The organism is Rhizobium sp. 16-488-2b, assembly GCF_017741815.1.
Lineage (GTDB): Bacteria > Pseudomonadota > Alphaproteobacteria > Rhizobiales > Rhizobiaceae > Rhizobium.
Map to the genome: position 1 here is coordinate 51,426 of NZ_JAGHMF010000014.1, position 18,685 is coordinate 70,110.

20 protein-coding genes and 3 tRNA genes are annotated in these 18,685 nt (G+C 60.5%); 9 read left to right on the plus strand and 14 right to left on the minus strand.

Annotation, left to right across the window (positions count from 1 at the left end; translation table 11 throughout):
- Window positions 1-108 precede the first annotated feature (108 nt).
- Window positions 109-185: transfer RNA gene (locus J5286_RS13460), tRNA-Pro, on the plus strand.
- A 93-nt stretch (window positions 186-278) separates the two neighbouring features.
- On the opposite strand, the gene J5286_RS13465 is transcribed toward J5286_RS13460, so the two are convergent.
- The 5 genes from J5286_RS13465 to fdhD form a co-directional block, all read right to left on the minus strand.
- A complete protein-coding gene (locus tag J5286_RS13465; protein ID WP_209190769.1) occupies window positions 279-461 on the minus strand; it encodes a hypothetical protein in 183 nt (60 codons plus the stop codon).
- A 10-nt stretch (window positions 462-471) separates the two neighbouring features.
- The gene (locus J5286_RS13470; protein ID WP_209190770.1) at window positions 472-678 is read right to left on the minus strand and encodes a hypothetical protein; all 207 of its coding nucleotides are present in this window, start codon (window positions 676-678) and stop codon (window positions 472-474) included.
- A 190-nt stretch (window positions 679-868) separates the two neighbouring features.
- Window positions 869-1,387 carry a Dps family protein gene (locus J5286_RS13475; RefSeq protein ID WP_209190771.1) on the minus strand — a complete coding sequence of 173 codons (519 nt, stop codon included), beginning with the start codon at window positions 1,385-1,387 and terminating at the stop codon, window positions 869-871.
- 39 nt (window positions 1,388-1,426) lie between these two features.
- Window positions 1,427-1,588 (minus strand): hypothetical protein, encoded by a 162-nt coding sequence (locus tag J5286_RS13480; protein ID WP_209190772.1) that lies wholly within the window; start codon window positions 1,586-1,588, stop codon window positions 1,427-1,429.
- A 279-nt stretch (window positions 1,589-1,867) separates the two neighbouring features.
- Window positions 1,868-2,689 carry a formate dehydrogenase accessory sulfurtransferase FdhD gene (gene fdhD / locus J5286_RS13485; RefSeq protein ID WP_449090025.1) on the minus strand — a complete coding sequence of 274 codons (822 nt, stop codon included), beginning with the start codon at window positions 2,687-2,689 and terminating at the stop codon, window positions 1,868-1,870.
- 255 nt (window positions 2,690-2,944) lie between these two features.
- Between fdhD and J5286_RS13490 the strand changes: the two genes are divergently transcribed.
- Together J5286_RS13490 and J5286_RS13495 are read left to right on the plus strand one after the other, a co-directional pair.
- A complete protein-coding gene (locus tag J5286_RS13490; RefSeq protein ID WP_245205987.1) occupies window positions 2,945-4,525 on the plus strand; it encodes a PAS domain-containing sensor histidine kinase in 1,581 nt (526 codons plus the stop codon).
- Window positions 4,526-4,683: 158 nt separating this feature from the next.
- On the plus strand, window positions 4,684-5,058 hold the full coding sequence (locus J5286_RS13495; protein WP_209190775.1) for a response regulator transcription factor: 375 nt from the start codon (window positions 4,684-4,686) through the stop codon (window positions 5,056-5,058).
- An 81-nt stretch (window positions 5,059-5,139) separates the two neighbouring features.
- Here the strand turns inward: J5286_RS13495 and msrA are convergent, their stop codons facing one another.
- Complete coding sequence (gene msrA, locus J5286_RS13500; protein ID WP_018900361.1) at window positions 5,140-5,652, minus strand: peptide-methionine (S)-S-oxide reductase MsrA; 513 nt, start codon at window positions 5,650-5,652, stop codon at window positions 5,140-5,142.
- A 358-nt stretch (window positions 5,653-6,010) separates the two neighbouring features.
- On the opposite strand from msrA, the gene J5286_RS13505 reads away from it, so the two are divergent.
- Window positions 6,011-6,235, plus strand: coding sequence for an alkylphosphonate utilization protein (locus tag J5286_RS13505; RefSeq protein ID WP_018900360.1), 225 nt, complete (start codon window positions 6,011-6,013; stop codon window positions 6,233-6,235).
- Window positions 6,236-6,422: 187 nt separating this feature from the next.
- Here J5286_RS13505 and J5286_RS13510 read toward each other — a convergent pair whose 3' ends face one another.
- Window positions 6,423-6,902: a DUF192 domain-containing protein gene (locus tag J5286_RS13510; RefSeq protein ID WP_209190776.1), complete on the minus strand. Its 480-nt coding sequence runs from the start codon at window positions 6,900-6,902 to the stop codon at window positions 6,423-6,425.
- Window positions 6,902-7,480 carry a cold-shock protein gene (locus tag J5286_RS13515; RefSeq protein ID WP_209190777.1) on the minus strand — a complete coding sequence of 193 codons (579 nt, stop codon included), beginning with the start codon at window positions 7,478-7,480 and terminating at the stop codon, window positions 6,902-6,904. The genes J5286_RS13510 and J5286_RS13515 overlap by 1 nt, the downstream gene beginning before the upstream one ends.
- Window positions 7,481-7,673: 193 nt before the next feature.
- On the opposite strand from J5286_RS13515, the gene J5286_RS13520 reads away from it, so the two are divergent.
- The 4 genes from J5286_RS13520 to J5286_RS13535 all read left to right on the plus strand — a co-directional run bounded on the left by J5286_RS13520 (window position 7,674) and on the right by J5286_RS13535 (window position 11,019).
- Window positions 7,674-8,114, plus strand: a complete 441-nt coding sequence (locus J5286_RS13520; protein WP_209190778.1) for a VOC family protein — start codon at window positions 7,674-7,676, stop codon at window positions 8,112-8,114.
- Window positions 8,115-8,269: 155 nt separating this feature from the next.
- A complete protein-coding gene (locus J5286_RS13525; RefSeq protein ID WP_209190779.1) occupies window positions 8,270-9,364 on the plus strand; it encodes a YcbK family protein in 1,095 nt (364 codons plus the stop codon).
- A 198-nt stretch (window positions 9,365-9,562) separates the two neighbouring features.
- Window positions 9,563-9,637: transfer RNA gene (locus J5286_RS13530), tRNA-Glu, on the plus strand.
- An 887-nt stretch (window positions 9,638-10,524) separates the two neighbouring features.
- A complete protein-coding gene (locus tag J5286_RS13535; protein ID WP_209190780.1) occupies window positions 10,525-11,019 on the plus strand; it encodes a hypothetical protein in 495 nt (164 codons plus the stop codon).
- A 37-nt stretch (window positions 11,020-11,056) separates the two neighbouring features.
- Here the strand turns inward: J5286_RS13535 and J5286_RS13540 are convergent, their stop codons facing one another.
- Together J5286_RS13540 and J5286_RS13545 are read right to left on the minus strand one after the other, a co-directional pair.
- On the minus strand, window positions 11,057-12,388 hold the full coding sequence (locus tag J5286_RS13540; RefSeq protein WP_209190781.1) for an NAD(P)/FAD-dependent oxidoreductase: 1,332 nt from the start codon (window positions 12,386-12,388) through the stop codon (window positions 11,057-11,059).
- A gap of 163 nt (window positions 12,389-12,551) precedes the next feature.
- Window positions 12,552-13,793 (minus strand): adenylate/guanylate cyclase domain-containing protein, encoded by a 1,242-nt coding sequence (locus tag J5286_RS13545; RefSeq protein ID WP_209190782.1) that lies wholly within the window; start codon window positions 13,791-13,793, stop codon window positions 12,552-12,554.
- 356 nt (window positions 13,794-14,149) lie between these two features.
- On the opposite strand from J5286_RS13545, the gene J5286_RS13550 reads away from it, so the two are divergent.
- On the plus strand, window positions 14,150-15,334 hold the full coding sequence (locus J5286_RS13550) for an MFS transporter (protein WP_209190783.1): 1,185 nt from the start codon (window positions 14,150-14,152) through the stop codon (window positions 15,332-15,334).
- A gap of 281 nt (window positions 15,335-15,615) precedes the next feature.
- On the opposite strand, the gene J5286_RS13555 is transcribed toward J5286_RS13550, so the two are convergent.
- The 4 genes from J5286_RS13555 to J5286_RS13570 form a co-directional block, all read right to left on the minus strand.
- Window positions 15,616-15,691: transfer RNA gene (locus tag J5286_RS13555), tRNA-Lys, on the minus strand.
- Window positions 15,692-15,814: 123 nt separating this feature from the next.
- The gene (locus tag J5286_RS13560) at window positions 15,815-16,726 is read right to left on the minus strand and encodes a PhzF family protein (protein ID WP_209190784.1); all 912 of its coding nucleotides are present in this window, start codon (window positions 16,724-16,726) and stop codon (window positions 15,815-15,817) included.
- A gap of 65 nt (window positions 16,727-16,791) precedes the next feature.
- Window positions 16,792-17,532, minus strand: coding sequence for an NUDIX hydrolase (locus J5286_RS13565; protein WP_245205997.1), 741 nt, complete (start codon window positions 17,530-17,532; stop codon window positions 16,792-16,794).
- Window positions 17,533-17,543: 11 nt separating this feature from the next.
- Window positions 17,544-18,653, minus strand: coding sequence for an endonuclease/exonuclease/phosphatase family protein (locus J5286_RS13570; RefSeq protein WP_209190786.1), 1,110 nt, complete (start codon window positions 18,651-18,653; stop codon window positions 17,544-17,546).
- Window positions 18,654-18,685: the final 32 nt, after the last annotated feature.

Below are 18,685 nucleotides of genomic sequence, written 5' to 3' on the forward strand. Positions count from 1 at the left end.
CGATACTGACATCAACCTGAATGAGGGGGAGAGAACCGATCCTTGTGAAAAGACCATTTTAGTTATTGCAGCGCATGATCGAACCGTGTATTGCGCTCCTCGTTGGCACGGAGTGTAGCGCAGTCTGGTAGCGCATCTGGTTTGGGACCAGAGGGTCGGGAGTTCGAATCTCTCCACTCCGACCATCATCACCACGCTGAAATGGCTGGTAAATCCCCTGAAATTTGATCGATCGATGTTGCAAGGCAAATGCCTTGTGAAAGCATCCTCGCGCGTCGCTACCGGCCTCGCGGTAACCCGCCAAGAGAAGCGTTAGCCTTGCCGGCGAGATCGACGAACACGAAATCTCGGTGATGCGGTAGTTCGAGCGCTTGCGCAACGTTCATGATCCCCAGCGGGATCCGCCGCCCATCCCTTTGAATTGATACTTCGACCAGCGGCTTGCATTCCTTCGTCATCACCGTTTCCTCCTCATGTCTGTCCACCGCAATCCTCACCCAGGCCATTGAGCGCCGTGGATAGGAACGTCGGCAGCGTGAACTGCCAGTAGAGACGTTCCCACAGCGACGCATCCGGATCCGCATCGAGCAGCGCCTCCAGCGGCATTGAGGGAAATGCCCGTGTCTGCCCGGATACCGGCTGGCTTGCCGCGGTGTCGCAAAATGCCTGGCTGGTCATGGCGCATTCCCCTTCGTTCCATGAGAGGAGCCTAGGACGTGGCCGGCGATAGCGGAATCCTATTGGGGTTTAGCTGCAACCATACCAAGGTATGTGGCATGTCCGCTCCGAGAGCTCAGGATGAGCGAATCAAGAAACCATCCCCGCCCGGCAAGGTCAGGGATGGTTGGCGTTGGATAATCGCTTCGGCTTAGGCGCCGCGGCGCGTGCTCTCGAACAAGAACCATGCGCGGCGCTCGCCTTCGTCGATCCAGTTTTCCAGAAGGCTCGTCGTCGCAACGTCGTTGTGCTCGGATGTCAGCTCGTGCAGCTGGCGCATCAGGCCCACGAGCTGCTTGTTGTCGTCGCGCAGCTCGGCAAGCATGTCTTCCGGCGTCACGTATTCCGCATCGTTGTCGAGCAGCCGTTGGAGGCGCCCGATGTGGCCGATGGAGCGCAGCGTCGTTCCGCCGATCTTGCGGGCGCGCTCGGCGATGTCGTCGGTCATGGCGAAGATCTGCTCGCCCTGCTCGTCCAGCATCAGGTGATAGTCGCGGAAGTGCGGGCCGGACATGTGCCAGTGAAAATTCTTCGTCTTCATGTAGAGCACGAACACGTCGGCAAGCAGCGCAGTGAGCGCCGCCGCGATATCGGTCGTGGCGTTCGAGGAGAGATCCGTCGGGGTGGCGAGCGCTGCACGCTGGATCTTGGATGCGGATTGATATGTCATGGTCGGTTTCTCCTGATGATGGGGGTGTGAGAGGTGGGATCAGTGGATGGTCGAGGCTATCAGCGAGACAGGCAGGCGAGTCTCGTCGTGATCGACGGTGATCGCGATCCGCCGCGGCCGTTTCTCGTCAGGCAACTGCGCCGGCGGGCTGGTTCCGGGTTGCTTGGCGGCTAGAGAGAATGGCTTCTTGAACGACGACATGGGATCGGCTCCAGTCCGGTGAATGTGGCTGGAGCTTAGGCGGCGGTCTTCGGCCGGCCTATTCTATCGTCGTCTAGTCGGACCAAACCTAAGTATAGTTATGGAGCGGATGGGAACGGGCTAGTTTCTTCTCATGCCTCACGTCCCCTCCGTGAGGCGGTAGCGCCGCACGCTACCTGTCTTCGATGCCGCCCCCGCATCGAAGACGCGGATCCCTCCCCCGGATCCGCCAGAGACCGCCCCCTACCCCCGGGGCGGTCTTTCCTTTTTGGGTTACGCTTAGAAAATCACCCGCTGCGGATGCGTGAAGATCTCGAAATCCTCTCCGCGAGCAACGGCGATCATGGTGATCCCGGCCTCCTCGGCCGTGCGTATCGCATAGGCCGTCGGCGCCGAAATCGCGATCAGGATCGGGCTGCCGAGGAACCCGGCTTTCTGGATCATCTCGATCGAAAGCCGGCTGGTCACGACGACCGCGCCGCTGCCGCCGGAAACGCCCGAGCCGACGACGGCACCGCAGAGCTTGTCCAGCGCATTGTGCCGGCCGACATCCTCGCGCACTGCCACAAGCCCGCTCCCCGGCACGAAAAACCCGGCGCCATGCACTGCGCGGGTCTTGTGGTTGAGCTGCTGGTGATCGCCGAGGCTCGCCACCGCGCGTGCGATATCATCCGGCGTGATCGTTAGATCGGAAGACAGTACAGGCCGAACGGTGCGCACGGCCTGCTCCAGGGATTCGATGCCGCAGAGACCGCAACCGACCGGCCCCATCATGTGCCGCCGGCGCGCGCGCAGCTTCTCCTCGACATCGTCGACAAGCGCGATCTGCACGTCGATGCCAACCTTGTCCTGAACGATCTCGATCGCCTCAATCTGCGAGACGGAGTCGATCAGCCCCTCGGTAAGGCTGAAGCCGACGGCAAAATCGACCAGATCATCTGGCGTCGCCATCATCACCGCATGCGAGCTGCCGCCATAGGAAAAGGCGATCGCCACTTCCTCGGGAACGCTGCGTGTCGCCGGCGCTGCGACCCTGCCCCGAAAGGCGATCGTCTGCACCGCTTCATGGCTCGCTCGGCTATCGACGAAACTGATATTCACTCTGCTCTTCCCTGAACAACGCGGCATAGCCGGACAGTCGACCGTTAAAGACGCACTATAGGCCGGGACCGGGCGGTCTGTCCTCGTCAAAGAACATCCGCCTCTGGTCCACACCACTGCCAATCCAGCCGCGCATACGGTCAGTCGCTTGAAACAGAAGGCAAAACCACCTTTTGCGTAAACGACACCTATGTATAGGTTAGAATGACGGTCGCGATCGCTATCATGCGCGCCAAGGTAGATGGGGATCATATCATGAGCGCGGAACGAGCCGGTGTGCTGTTCAACCAACGTGGCGGCACGGGCCATCGCGTCACAGTCGCGCTGATATCAGCCTTCCTGATGGCGAGCGTCTTTGTGATTGATACCTTCACCGACATCGAAGGCGCGATCGCGGTTCTCTATGTCATGGCTCTCCTGCTTGGCTCGGAGATTTTGACCCGCACCGGACTGCTGCTGACGTCGATCGTCTGCATCTTCCTCACGGTCCTCTCCTATTTTCTGACCCACGGTCCCGATCCCGACCTGCAGACCTTCATCCGTCTGGCGGTCGCCTTGGCGGCGCTCTCCATCACCATGGCGCTGCTCTTGAGAAACGACGCCTTCCGCGCCGAGCTGATTGAGAGAAACGCCAAAATCCGCGAAAGCGAAGCCCGCTATCGCTCGATTTTCGACGGCGCCCGCGTCGCGCTGTGGGAGCGGGATTACTCGCGGCTGCACGCTTACCTGTCGGAGTTGAAGGCCGCCGGCGTTACCGATCTCCAGGACCACGCGCGCCTGCATCCCGAGATCATCGACCACTGCATCGGCCTGCTCCGCACCGTTGCGGCCAACGAAGCCGCCCGCGAGCTCGTGGGCACATCCGCCGACAGCGGTTCGCGAGAGTCGATGGCCGATTTCATTGCCTCCGGCGACACCACCTTCCTGCATCTGATGAACGCGATGTTCACGGGCCAGCCCTATTTCGAAGGCAAGGGCAGAATCACCACCGACAGCGGCGAAATCAGGCAGGTGCTTTTGAGCATCAGTTTTCCAGAGGACATCGCCGCCTTCAACCGCGTCGTCGTCGGCATGGTCGACATCACCCAGCGTGAGATGACGGAAGCCGCGTTGATCGAGGCGCGCGCCGAATTCGCCAAGGCATCGAAAGCGGCCACCATCGGCGCCCTCTCCGCGTCGCTCGCTCATGAATTGAACCAGCCGCTAGGCGCCATCGCCGTCAACGCGCAGACGCTGCTTCGCTGGCTGGACCGCGACCCGCCGGATCTCTCGGCGATCCGCCGCTCCGCCGAACGCATCATCCGCGATGGCCAGCGCGCCAGCGACATCATCCACAACACCCGCAACCTCCTCACCCAGCAGGAAAGCAAGGCCGAGTGGATCGACCTATCGACGCTGATCGACGAAACCCGCTCACTGGTCGAGCACGACCTGAAACGCGATGGCATCGCGGTGACCTTTCGCCCGGGCGCAGGCGTGCCGCGGGTCAAAAGCGTGCGGGTGGAGATCCAGCAGGTGATGATCAACCTGATGACCAACGCCATCCAGGCGATCAACGGCGCCAAGTGCCCTGTTCGCGAGATCATTGTCGAAATCGAGCCAGCCAATGGCATGGTTGGCGTATCGGTAAGGGATAGCGGCCCAGGCATCAGCGCAGAGGGGATGGAGAAGTTGTTCACGCCTTTTTACACAACCAAGCCCGAGGGACTTGGAATGGGGCTCTCGATCTGCCGCAGCACGCTCGAAAGCCGCGGCGGCAAGCTCGACGGCTTCAATCACCCTGACGGCGGCGCGGTGTTCAAGATGATCCTGCCGATCGAAGACCCGCATGTCTAACCGCCCGCATCCGCAACCGGTTGTGCGCTCGCTCGACGCTCGCCGGACGTGAACAACCTAAACCCTTGTATGATACCGTTTCATGGCGTCGGGGCGCATATTCGGAAACATCGCAAGCATATCCGAGTCCGGAATACCAATATCAAGGTCACCCCCACTTGCCCCACATTTCCACCATCGCCATCGTCGATGACGACCAAGCCATCCGGGAGGCGCTCGACGATCTCGTCCTGTCGTGCGGCTACCGGAGCCTGTTGTTCGCCAATGCCGAGGAGTTTTTGGCCTACGAGGATCGTGCCTCGATCGACTGCATGTTGCTTGATGTCTCCATGCCCGGCCTGAGCGGCATCGAACTGCAGGCCGAACTGAACAAGACACCGCCGCGACCGCCGATCATCTTCATGACCTCCTATCGCGACGAGCGCACCAGATCAGCAGCGCTCGATGGCGGCGCCTTCGCCGTTCTCGGCAAGCCCGTTGATATCAAGCACCTCCTCGCCTGTCTTGAATCGGCACTTCAACGCCAGACCTGACGGAATGTCGCCACCTTTGCGCGGCCTGAAACGCAAAACGCCAGGCCTTTCGACCTGGCGCCGTGAAGAAGCGGCTCTCGTTCAAGCCGCGGAAGATTGCCGCTTCGGCAGCTTCCAGCCTGGACGGACGAAGTGGCAGGTATAGCCATTCGGAATCCGCTCCAGATAGTCCTGATGCTCCGGCTCGGCCTCCCAGAAATCGCTGACTGGCGCGAGCTCGGTCACCACCTTCCCCGGCCACAGGCCGGATGCATCCACATCGGCGATCGTGTCTTCGGCGACACGCTTCTGCTCATCGTTCGCGTAGTAGATGGCCGAGCGGTAGCTGGGGCCGAGATCATTGCCCTGTCGATTGGGCGTCGAGGGATCGTGGATCTGGAAGAAGAATTCCAGAATGTCGCGATAGCTGGTCTTGGCGGGATCGAAGAGGATTTCGATCGCCTCGGCGTGATTGCCATGATTGCGATAGGTCGCGTTGGCAACCTCGCCGCCAGTGTAGCCCACGCGCGTCGTCTCGACACCCGGCATACGCCTGATCAGATCCTGCATCCCCCAGAAACAACCGCCTGCAAGCACTGCGCGTTCGATAGTCATCGAATATCTCCTTCCCTGAGGTTCGTTATGGAATTCTCGTCGGGCGGCAGTCCTGATGTTTTCACCCATCCTGCCTGAGCCACCTGCAAGGCAACTCGCCGCTTGCACTACAGATAGGGATTCCGCGCGATCTTTGCCAGTGCAACATGATCGGGCTCGCGATGCTGCCAAATCAGCGATCAGTCATGAGCGGCCGTCTGCAACCAATTGATTTTACTTTGGCGCCTTCAGCCACTACGGAAGCATCAGTGATTGCGGGACGCCGGCGATAACCCGAGATTATCTGCATCACCTTACGGAAATCGCTGGCGCCTCATATCATTCATATCCACCAAGCAATTTGAAACACGAGATCAAAATGACCGACGAACCAATTGTAAGAGACAGCAACGGCGCCGAGCTCAACGACGGCGATTCCGTCACGCTCATCAAGGACCTGAAGGTCAAGGGCACATCGGAAACCATCAAGCGCGGAACGCTGGTGAAGAACATCCGCCTCAACGGAAACCCCGGTGAAGTGGAATGCAACACCAAGCAGGTCAAAGGCCTGGTGCTGAAGACGGAGTTCCTCAAAAAGGCGTAGGCAGCAGAGATATGTGTGCCAGATCGCGACGTTTGATGCAGATCAATGTGGCGACGGCGCGCCGCGCTATTGTCTGCTCATGAGCTTCCTGCACGTCGCTCATAACCGTACAACTTGGCTCGTCCTGTCGATATCGAGGGACGAGCTTTTTTATGCTCGAACGGAAGAAACGGGAGCCTGTCTGAGGCTATTTGTACTTGGTGATTGTCGGGCTGGTGACTCGGTCGCCCGCCTTGAGGCCGAGTTTGGCTGCAGCACCCGCATTGAGCTCGATCACGTATTTCACCGCGGTCACCGAATCGATGATATCGCGGGAATACGGCACCGCATTCTGTTTGATGCCGCGAACGATACCCGCCCGATCGACGAACAGCATGTCGAGCGGCAATACCGTGTTTTCCATCCACATCTGCACCCGCTTCGACGTGCCGAAGTCGAAGATCATGCCCGCATCGGCGGCCATGTCCTGGCGGTACATAAGCCCGCGCTGACGCTGTTCGTTGGTATCGGCGATCTCGACGGTAAAGTTGTACTTCTGTCCTGCCGTCGTCTCGATGACCAGCGGCTCCTTGTCGAACTTGACGACGGACTGGGCGAATGCCGGCAGCGCCAGCATGAAAAAAAGCGCCAAAAAGGCGCTTCTGATCCGATGCGAAACCATGTTCATCAGTGCGCCCGGCTCACAGGGGTCGGCGCATCCGGATGGATTTCGGCTGCCATTAGGCCCTTGTCGCCATCGCCGAAGCGAACGAGCACAACCTGGCCGGGACGAAGCTCGGTAAGTCCGAAGCGACGCAGCGTCTCCATATGCACGAAAATATCCTCGGTTCCCTCGCCGCGCGACAGGAAGCCGAAGCCCTTGGTGCGGTTGAACCACTTGACCAGCGCGCGCTCCAGACCGCTCGTCGCCGTGACCTGCACATGCGTGCGCACCGGCGGCAACTGCGACGGATGAACCGCCGTCGACTGGTCCATGGAGAGGATCTTGAAGGCCTGGTATCCGCGATCGCGGCGCTGGATGAGCGCGACAATCCGCGTGCCTTCGAGGATGGTCTGGTAACCGTCGCGGCGCAGGCAGGTCACGTGCAGAAGAACGTCCTGCATGCCGTTGTCAGGCACGATGAAACCGAAGCCTTTCGCGACGTCGAACCACTTCACGACACCGGTGATTTCGATGAGGTCAACCGCATCGCCCGCGAGTTGTTCGAGGTCAGTGAATTCCGTCGATGAAATCCTGTCAGCCATTTCGCCAGCCCCTCAATACGCGTCACACTGTTACGGTTAACTGATTCTTGAGATCAAGATTAACATGTTGGTAACGGATTAGCGCAAGCCCTACTTTTCGTTTATTCGCAGCCGCCAATCTTACCCCCTAGTCTTGCCTGAACCTGACGTTCCGCCGCATAAGGGGCGCGCCAGCATTTAAAGAGGAAACAGAATGCGTTATCTCCACACCATGGTCCGCGTGAAGGATCTCGATGCATCGCTCCATTTCTACGTGACCCTCTTCGGGCTCGAAGAAACCCGCCGTATCGAAAATGAAAAGGGCCGCTTCACCCTCGTGTTCCTGGCAGCCCCCGGCGACAAGGCCGAAGCAACAGCCAAGGGCGCTCCCTGCCTGGAACTGACCTATAACTGGGATCCCGAGGACTACACCGGCGGCCGCAACTTCGGCCACCTCGCCTATGAGGTCGACGACATCTACGCGACCTGCCAGAAGCTGATGGACAACGGCATCACCATCAACCGCCCGCCGCGCGACGGACACATGGCTTTCGTGCGCTCGCCTGATGGCATCTCGATCGAGATTCTGCAGAAGGGCGGCAGCCTGGAAGCGGCCGAGCCATGGGCATCGATGGGCAACACCGGCGCCTGGTAAGCCGAGGCTTTTGCGAGGCTTGCGGCTTTTTCGATTTCCGGCCACTGCGTCCGGATCGTCCTTGCCGCACAACCTTGCTGCGGGCACTCTCCGAATGACTCGAGGGGAAACGTGCGTTTTGCACGCCCCTCGCCTTCATTTTGGAGAATGCTCGCTTGCTCGCTGTTGAAAAGCGCACGCCCATCAAGGCGGCACTTCTGATCGCCGCCTCCGCCTTGGCGCTGTCGGGCTGCGTGTCCGACAAGCCCGCCGTCGACGCGCTCGCATCCGCCGCCGCCGAACCCGCGCCCGTGCAAGATCAGCAAATGGCCGCAAACGCTGCGCCGACAGCGGCGACCGCCCAGCAGGCCGGCTACCGCGATCCCAGGATGACCAACGTCTCCGGGATGACGAATGTCTCCGGGATGGCCAATGCCCCCGGCGCGCAAGCCGCCAATCTGGCACAAGCGCCCGGCCAGCCGGCATCGGCAGCGCCGGAAGCCATGGCTCCCGCCAACATCGGCGGCCTAGCCATGCAATCGACCGGCATCAACGCCCAGGCGATGAGCATTTTCTCGGTCAAGCCGAAGGTCCAGAACAACCCGACCTCGACCACATTGCAGCCATCGACCGGCGTCGGCGCAACCCGCTCCAGCGTCTATTCGAGCCAGCTGCCGGTCGAGGAGGCGCCACAGCAGCCAACGCTCCAGCCGCAGCAATCCTCGCAGAACACCAGCACCAGGATCGATCCGGTCCAGACCGCCTCGCTGGCGACAAGCTCCCTTCCCGGCCAGAGCATGAACGCGCTCTATGCAGCGCCGAAGCAGAACCTTCTCACCAGCCTCTCCGGCCTCATCAAGAAGGCATCCCTCCCCGGCATGACCCGCGTCGCGCCGAACGGATTGCACCTGCAGAACGACAAGGTCGAGGTCGGCTGCTTCAAGCCCAACCTTCTCAAGGTGATCAAGGCGGTCGAGACCCATTTCGGCAAGCCTGTGGTCGTCACGTCGGGCTACCGCGATCCCGAACACAACCGCATGGTCGGCGGCGCCGAGGAATCGATGCACATGAGCTGCGATGCAGCCGACATCCAGATCGACGGCGTCTCCAAATGGGATATCGCCGCTTACATCAGGTCGCTCCCCGACCGCGGCGGCGTCGGCACCTATTGCCACACCGATTCCATCCATCTCGACACCGGCCGCAACCGCGACTGGAACTGGGGCTGCGGCGGCCGACAGCCATCCGCGACAGTGGCCCGCGCGCTCTGATATCAGACGTATCCCACTCACCGCCGTCCGTTGCCTCTCGTGGCACCGGACGGCGCTTGCGTTTAGGCGTTTGATTTCAAGGCAATACGCGCGTTTTTCCACACGCCCACATTTCTTGTCATTTTTTTTGCAAAAAATCACTTCTTGCCGCTTGCGGGAATCCAAGTGCCTGATTATAAGGGCGCCACCACGAAGGAAGCGCCCTTCGTCTATCGGTTAGGACACCAGATTTTCATTCTGGGAAGAGGGGTTCGACTCCCCTAGGGCGTGCCATCGTGGTTGATTTCATTACATTTTCGTGGATTTCAGGAACGCTCGTCAATTAAGGGCGATCGGCCATTGAGGCATCCCGCTGCCATCACGGTCGTCGGTACGTGTATTGATCCTGCTCCTTGAGATGATTGCCTCGCTCGTTCTTCTTTGGTGCCCGGTGTAGTCGTCGCGCTAACCGGCCCGCGACAGCCCAGTAAGCGACACCTCCCAAAATCGCGCACAAGGTCCATATGGTGCCTTGATAGGCGAAAAGCACATCGTAGCGAGGTGGTGGCAGGAACGGTTTGGCGTCGGAGCTTATAGCGTATCCCGTAAGCGCCCAAGTTCCCGCATAGTAAGCGACGCTCCGGTAACCCAGAATTTCGGCAACACTCACAATCAACAGAACGGGTCGAAAGAAAGAATACAAACTGAGCAAGATAAAAGGCACAGTAGAGCTTGGAAGTTGTATTGATCGAGAAACCCCGTCTTCACGCAAGAGCACCGTGATGATCGCGTGCGACAATCCGAATGATATCACTCCCGCAAGATAACCCATGAAAATCATATAGACGCGTATCAGGAGATGCCCGAGCGTTTCTAACGCGGACTTGCAGTCGATAACCATGCCGACTCCATTGCGCTTTAATCGTCTAGAGAATTTTCCCTTTCGACCGCTGCCCTTCCAACGACCGCTTCCGTTGCAAATCTGTCGGCTCTCCGTTCGGCTACCGACCCGAAGCTGTGATGACGCCGCTTGGTGAATTTCCATCGGTTGCATTATGATACCATATCGCGTTTTGGCTATCCAAAAAGAAGTCTAAGACTAGTGCTGGAGCTTCCGCATCGCTTGATGCCGCAAATCTTGAGGATGCGACGGCTGCAACATAAATCACGGGATTGGCTTGATGGCATTTTTGAAGCTTGCCGCACGCTTTATAGAGGCGCTTTTCCCACCCGTGCTATTGATAGCGCTGGCATATTTCTCGGCCGTTCTCACTTCGGCAGCGACCTACGCAATTTTATTAGAGATGTTGAGACCCACGATAAACCCAAGGGAGAACTTTTCATCTGGGGTATTTTTATTTTTCGCCGTGTTTGCTGTTCTCTTTGCGTTGCCTGGCGTATGTGCAGCTTTAGTGGCTTGGGAAAAAGGATATCGTAGCGTCTTTTACTACGCAGCCACGTGGGGAATCGCGGGACTTGTCATCAGTGCCTTTCCACTAATGTTTGTCGACTTCAGCCATGACGCTTTCTCACGGCTCAGGTGGCTTGTTTGGACCGTGAGTGGTGCATCGGGCGGGATTGTTTACTGGATAGGTGCCGGGCGCTATACGCGGGTTATCGACGCGAAACGCGATAAGAGAAACAAGTTGGCCGACGATCATTATTCTAAGCGATAGCCTTCTTCCGACCTCTCTCTACCGGACCCCACGCCAATCAAACCCCGCTGATCAACTCGATCTTCGACCCATCGCTGAAGCGCGACAGCCGGAACGCCTTGGGATCGACGATCGGCGCCCTGCCCGTCACGATATCGGCCATCAGCCGCCCGGCGGCCGGCGCGATGCCGAAGCCGTGACCGGAAAAGCCGGTTGCGATGTGGAAGCCGGGAATGGCCTCGACTTCGGAGATGACGGGCACCGCATCGGGCGTCACGTCGATATAGCCCGCCCAGCGCTGCGCGATCTCGGCCTTCTCGAAGACGGGAAACGCGGCCTTCAACTCCGCCAGCGCCTTGTCCTGCTTGCGCTTGGATGGGATGGGATCGAGCACCCTGTTATATTCGAAGGGGCTCGCCTCATCGAGCGACCACTGGCGCGGCATGCGAGCTTCGTCGAGGAAGCGCAGGCCGAGCCGGAAGGACAGCGCCTTCCATTCGGAGCGCAGCGCCGGCAGAAAATCCATGGCATGGCGAAACGACGCCGGCACGATGTCGACGATATTGTCGAAGCCTGACGCCACCGTATATCCGCCGTCCTGGCGCTTGCGGATGGCGAAGTCGTTGGCCCAGATCGTCTGCTCCGGCCCGCCCTGGAGCGGCTTGGTCCTCAGAACGCTGTTCATCACCTTCAACTGCGGAAGATCGATCCCGAAGCGGCCCGAAAACAGGCTGGACCATGCCCCACCGGCGAGCACCACGGCCTGGCAGGCGATCGGCCCGCGTTCCGTCACCACGCCGCAGACGGCGCCCGCAGCCAACTCGATCCCGCGCACTGCGCATGCGGTAAGGATGGTCGCGCCCTTGTCGCGCGCGGCCTCGGCAATCGCGGGGGCCGCCTTCTGCGGCTCGGCGCGGCCGTCGGCAGGTGTATAGAGCGCGCCAGCCATGGGTAGCTTCGAGCCGGGAAAGAGATCCCCGAACTCGCGAGCGCTCAACATCCTCGTGTCGATCTGATAGTCCCGGAGATTGGAGCGCCAGCGGTCGTGATCCGACAGCTCCTTCTCGTTGGCGCAGGTAAAGATGATGCCGGCGCGCTTGAAGCCGGTATCGCGGCCCGTGCGGGCGTCGAGATTGTCCCATATGCGCAGCGCCTCCGCCATCAGCGGCACCTCGCGCGGGTCGCGCATCGAAATGCGCACCCAGCCCCAGTTGCGGCTGGACTGCTCCTGCCCGATGCCACCCTTCTCGCACAAGACGACTTTCAGCCCACGCTCGGCGAGCTCCAGCGCCGTCGAGCACCCGACGATCCCGCCGCCGATCACCACGACATCGCAGGCATCGGGAAGCGTTTCATCGCCATGAACGGGAACGACATAGGGACCGGGCATAGAGGATCTCGCGGATGGTGATTTTCTTGCGAGATGGTCTAGCGCCGGCGGCACGCGCTAGAAACAGCAAATGCGCCACAAGCGCGAATTTGCCGCGGATAAGAACAACTTACGGCGAGCCCGGGGCCGAGCAGCGCCTGCGCGACCACCAAAAGCCACGCGATTATTTCAATGGGAACGCAAACACGTCGACCGGTTCGCCAAGCCCGCGGAGCGGAAACGCTCCCAGGCTGTCCATCTCGTCTTTCTGGCCCGCCATTTCCACGAACGCTCGCGAGAGGAGCACCGGCCGCTTGATCTCCTTCGTCAGGCTCTCCAGCCGCGAAGCGACATTCACCGCAGGGCCGATCACGGTAAAATCGAGCCGCCGGCGCGATCCGATATTGCCGTACATCACCTCTCCGACGTGCACGCCGATACCATAACGAAGAACCTCACGGCCCTTGCGCTTGTTCTCGGCGTTCAGCTCGACCATCGACGCCTCGGCGGTCTTGATTGCCTGCAACAGGTTTTCGCAGGCCTCAGGGTTGCTGAGCGGGAAGATCGCCAGCATGCCGTCGCCCATGAATTTCAGAATTTCGCCGCCATGCTTCTCGATCGGCTCCGACATCGCGTCGAAATAGCCGTTGAGGAGCTCGATCACGTCGTCGCGCGGCCAGTGGTCCGAGATCGTCGTGAAATCGCGCAGATCGCAGATCAGGATCGCTGCGTCTACGGTGGCGCCGCTGCCGCGCGTGGTCGCGCCAGCCAGAATCTGCTCGCTGGCATGCGGGCCGACATAGGTCTGCAACAGCGTGCGCGCCATGATGTTCTTCAGCCGGATCTCCGTCACCAACGTCAGCGCCGGCAGCAGGTCCTTCAAATAATCGACGTGCTCTTCCAGAAACCCGCCGGGGCGATCGCTGGCGAATGTCACGATGTGCCGCTTCCCCAGCGTATGCTCCATCGGCCAGGCGATATATTCGGTCACGCCCTCGCGCTTCAGGTCGTCATAGAATTCGGCATGCCCGTCGCCGGGGCGAAGCATCTCGATAGCCTTGCGCACCTCGGTGGCACCGCTGAATATCTCGTTGACGGGGCTTCGCAGGAACTCAGGCGTGTTTTCGATGCCGTAGTCGAAGGTGGTGATCTTCGCCTCGGTCATTCCGGTCTTCCAGAGAATCCGCGCACCCAGCCATTGCGGATGATGCGTTCTGAAATGCATGGTGGCGCGGCTGACGGGAATACCCTCGTCGCGCAGCCGGTCGCAAAGCTGGACCAGAAGGTTGTCGATATAGCGCTCATTGCGCGTCTCGTTGACCAGCCAGTCGAGACTGGCCGTCCTCTGCCTCGGCCACTGGCCGACGCTGAGATCGGGAGACTCTGGAGCCGGGCTTGATTGGGCCGGGTTCAATTGGGATTGCATCGCCCTACACTCCGCGAAATCCCGCGGCCTTCTCAACATCAAAACAAAAAATCATTCCTAGGTCAGCTAAATGGGGTGGCTGGTCGTGGAATGGAATGCCTTATCTGCAACAGCTGGCGGAAAAAGTTTCGGTCGGCCCGATGGATCAATCAAGCAGCTCCCGTGTCTGCTCTCCAAGGACTGTAAGCGCGCCAGACCATCCGCGCCAACATTAGACTCGCCGTCGCCACATTACAAACCACAGCGATAGTTTTCATGCAAATTACACGCACCATGTTTATTTTGGATTGTATCGGCAAAATCCCAAACTAGGATATTGCCAGCGCCGATCTGCGCATACCCACCGGGAGACACCAATGCAGCTCGCGCCGCAGCACCGAATCTATGTCTGTTTCTTTCTCTTCGCCGTATCGATGGGCGCCCTGCTCGCCCGTATGCCAGACCTGCAGCTGGCGCTCGGCGTCGATCGCTCGCAGCTGGGCCTGACGCTGATCGGCGCCGCCGTGGGCGCGCTGACCGCGCTGACCTTCGCCTCCCCAATCATCGAGCGCCTGGGCGCCCGCACGACGGCCTTCATCACCGTGCTCGGCACATCGGCGCTGATCGCGACGGTGCCGTGGATGGCAAGCGCTCCCCTGGTGTTCTGCATTCTCATTCTCGAGGGCTTGTTGGCCGGCTCGCTGGAAATCAACCTCAATGTCGAGATCGACCGCATCGAGGCGCAGCTCGGACGCGGCGTGATGAACCGTGCCCACGGCTTCTGGAGCCTCGGCTTCTTCCTGACGGCGCTTGCCGCATCGGGCATCCGCCAGGCAGGCGTGCCGATGCATATCCATCTCGGCCTGACTTTCGCCTTCGTGCTCATCGTCGGCACCTGGGTCATCTCGGGCATGCGCAATGCGCCAGCGCGCGTCACGCACCACGAGGAAGCGAAAGCGCCGTTGATCGCGCTGCCGACGGCTGCCCTGTTGCCGCTCTGCGGCATCGGTATCGCCGCCTTCCTGATCGAGGGCGCCGGCATCGACTGGTCGGCGATCTACATGCGCGACGTCTTCGCCTCCGAACCCTTCATCGGCGGACTGGGCCTCACCTCGTTCACCTTCTTCATGGCCGCCGCCCGCCTGCTGGTCGACCCGCAGGTCGATCGCTTTGGCGCACGCGCGGTGGCGACGGTTCTGTTGGTGCTGGCCGCTGCTGGCGTCATCGCCGTCTGGGCGGCACCGCATCCCTTCGTGGCATTGCTGGGCTTTGGCCTCATGGGTGCCGGCTGCAGCGCCGTCTATCCGCTCAGCGTCTCGGCCGCCGCGCAGCGCACCGATCGCCCGTCCCACGTCAACGTCGCGGCCGTGGCGCAGATGTCCTTCGTGGTCTTCTTCCTGGCGCCACCGCTGCTCGGCTTCATCGCCGACCATGCCGGCATGCGCATCGCCTACCTCATCTGCCTGCCGCTGATCATCTACGCGCTGCTGTCGATCAAGTCGCTGCCCAGCCGCAGACGCGCCGACCAGCCGACCGATGCGAGCGCCGGAAGCGCAGCCTAAATAACGACGGCAAGCTCGAAAAAAGAATTCTCGCGACCGCCGATGGCGTTCGCGAGGGCACAGCGAATCGCTGAGCCGGCAAATCATGCACTGCGCAAAAAATCCCGATTCGAGTCGGTCCGGAACATGCTTTTCAGCATCGCTAGAGATCGCGCGACCGTTGTGATTCGCGCGGTTGAACGAAGATCAAAAACCGTCGGATAAAGTGCAGGTCCCGCCGTCCCGGCGGCACTCGCCGAAGCGAGTGTTGCATCTGCAATACTTTGATTTCTTTGAAAGAATGGTGGGTGATGTAGGGCTCGAACCTACGACCCGCTGATTAAGAGTCAGCTGCTCTACCAACTGAGCTAATCACCCGTCCGCGCTGTGTTGCGTGGTGTGAGAGGGCGTATAAACAGGATCGTTCGGCTTGTCTAGCGCCCTTCCGAAAATTCTTTCAACAAACGCGATTTTTTTGTGCGTTGCCGAAATCCAATGAAATCAAAGGTCCAGCGTACCGGTCGCAAGCCGCACCGCCTGGCCGCCGATCCGGGCGTTCGAAATCGCCCCGCCTTCGATATCCATATGCAGGTGGATAAACGACGGGCGCCCCATCTCCACGCCCTGCTCGATCATGACGTCGTGATGACCATCCGGCAGCCGGTCGAAATGATGGATCGCACCTGATAGTGCCGCTGCAGCGGATCCCGTCGCCGGATCCTCGACAATCCCCATCCCACTCGCAAACATCCGCGTATGGAACTTCGCGACGTGGTTCACGCCACCGCGACAATAGATGTAAGCGGAAGCCAGCGCCCCATCGACGAAGGGCACCGTCGCCTCCCAAAGCTGCGGATCGAAATCCAGCCGCTCGGCCACGCCGACATCGCGCACGGGAATAAGCAGGAACGGCACGCCGGCCGTCCACAGCGAGGGAACGTGATTCTCGAAGCCGATCTCGCTCGTCTTCAGCGACAGCGCCTTGCCGATGCCGATCCGATCGAGCGGCATGGTGATCTGCTGCGATTTGCGCGGCAGGTCGAATTCCGCGAAGCTCGCCTCGCCCTCGTTCAGCCGCACCGCGCAGCGCACGGGGCCGACGTTTTCCTCCAGCACAGAGACAAGATCGATCGTCGCGCCGCCATGGATGCGTTCCGCAAGCGCGATCGCGGTGCCAACGGTCGGATGCCCCGCGAATGGCAGTTCCCGGCCAGGCGTAAAAATGCGGATCTTGGCGACATGGGCGGGATTGCCGGATGCCTGCACGAAGACTGTCTCGGAAAGGTTCAGTTCCTTGGCGATGGATTGCATCGCCTCGTCGCTCAGATCGTCGCCATCGAAGATGACCGCCAGCGGGTTGCCCGTCAGCTTGCGATTGGTGAATACGTCATAGACGCTGTAGCTGCGCGCCACATCGGCCTCCTTGTATCGATCCTCGTGTCGCCAACCTGCCCGACCGCTTGAGCGAGCGCAAGGCGTTAGGTGAGCGAAGACTTATGGAAGTACCAGTCGATGACGGGCAGCATCGCGAAGTTATAGGAATAGGCCTCAGGATCAGCCGAGCGGATGGCAACCGCGCCCGCAATTTCCTTGTCGTCGGCAACCAGCATGTGGGCGTGGATCCGCTCGACGATTTCGTCGGCCGTAAGCTCGAATCGGAACATCCTGAGTACGGTGACCGTGCGCCGATGGTAGGTCGCGAAATATCCGTCGCCGGCCTGCGCATCACGCAGATCGAAACCCGTCTCCTCCAGAACCTCGCGGCGCATGTTGTACTCCAGGTCGCAGCGCCCATCGAAAACATCATCCGGCTCAAGCGAACCCGCCGCGAAATAGACCTGCCCGGGATTGGCTGTATGCGCCCCCATGCGAATCGCCACCAGCGCACCATCGCTGCTTTCGATGACGGGATAGGCGAAGAGATGGATGCCGCCCTGCCGCTCCGGCTGCCGGCGCCAATACATGAAGGTGGAAAAGGGAATCACATGCCCCTCGCCCGCAAGGCCCTCGCTCGTCAGCGACAGCCGCTTCTGGAAAATCATCCGGCCATCGAAAAGATGCGAATTGGCCGCCGTTTCGCTGACCCAGTTCTCCGCGATCGCCTCGCGATTGGCGTTGTAGAACGGATGGTCGCCAGGCAGAACCCTGAGATCGACGCCCGCGATGGGAAACACCGTGCGCGGCTCCGGCCAGCCTGCGAAATCCTCTGAAAAATCCATCTCAAATCCATTCATGTCAAATCGAGTTCCATGACGACCGGGCAATGATCCGACGCCTTCGGCCGATCCCAGCCGGTGCGGGGATAGCGCTCGACCTCCTGGCCCGGCGGAAACACCGTGCGATAGGGCTGCCCATTGCGAATGATCTCTGGCAGGCGTCCAGCATTGGTCCTAGCCAGCGCCGGCGACAGCCAGATGTAATCGAGCTGGCACAGCCACTGCTCCTCCGGCCCGCGCGCGTGATAAAGCGTCCAGCGGTCGAGGGGATCGCGGCGGCGCACGATATTCTCCGCGAAACCGCCGCGGCTGAATTCGTCGAGCGCGCTTTCGCTCTCGTCCTCATGTTTGAACGAATAGCCCGTCCGTCGCCGCCCGATCACGTCGACGCGCTCCTGATAGTCGTTCATGTCGCCGCAGATGACGAAGCGCTTGCCGTCGGTGTTCCCGGCTCCGAATCGACCCTCGATAATCCCCCGCACCGCCTTCGCCTCGGCCCGGCGGATCGGCATCGTATAGCGCCGACCATCAACGCCCTCGCGCGGCCCGCCCATCGACTTGAAGTGCACGACATAGAGCGTCACCGGCACGCCGCCGATCCTGAGATCGAGCTCCAGGCAATCACGCTTGAAGATCTTGTCGTCGAGATGCGCGTGCTCCGCGAGCTCGTCGTTGAAGAGATCAAGATCGCGATAGGTGGTCATCGCGTGGCTCTTGGTCTCGACGAGCTCGATCTTCTGTCCGTCGCGTGTCTCCTCGCGCATCAGCACGGCGACGTCGATGCCGCGGCTGTCATTGCCCTCGACCAGATATTTCCGCCGGTAGCCGTTGCCGACCATGCGGAAGAGGTAGCCGTATTCGAAGGCCTGCAGCGCCTCCATGTTGTCGATTTCCTGCAGGCAGAGGATATCGGCATCCGCATCGGCAATCGCCAGCGCCGTCATTTGCCGGGTATCGTCGGTGGACGCGATCACCCGCGCCTGCTCCAGCTGCTGGTAGACGCCTTCGCTTCTGACCTCGAAGAGCTTGATCACCCGGTCCTGGCGCAGCTGGTTTCGAAATCCGGTGAAGTCGAACCGCGTCATGAGGTTTTCGACGTTGAAGGTGGCAATGCGTAAAGACATCAGGCACTTCCGGTTGGCTTTGCGCCAACACT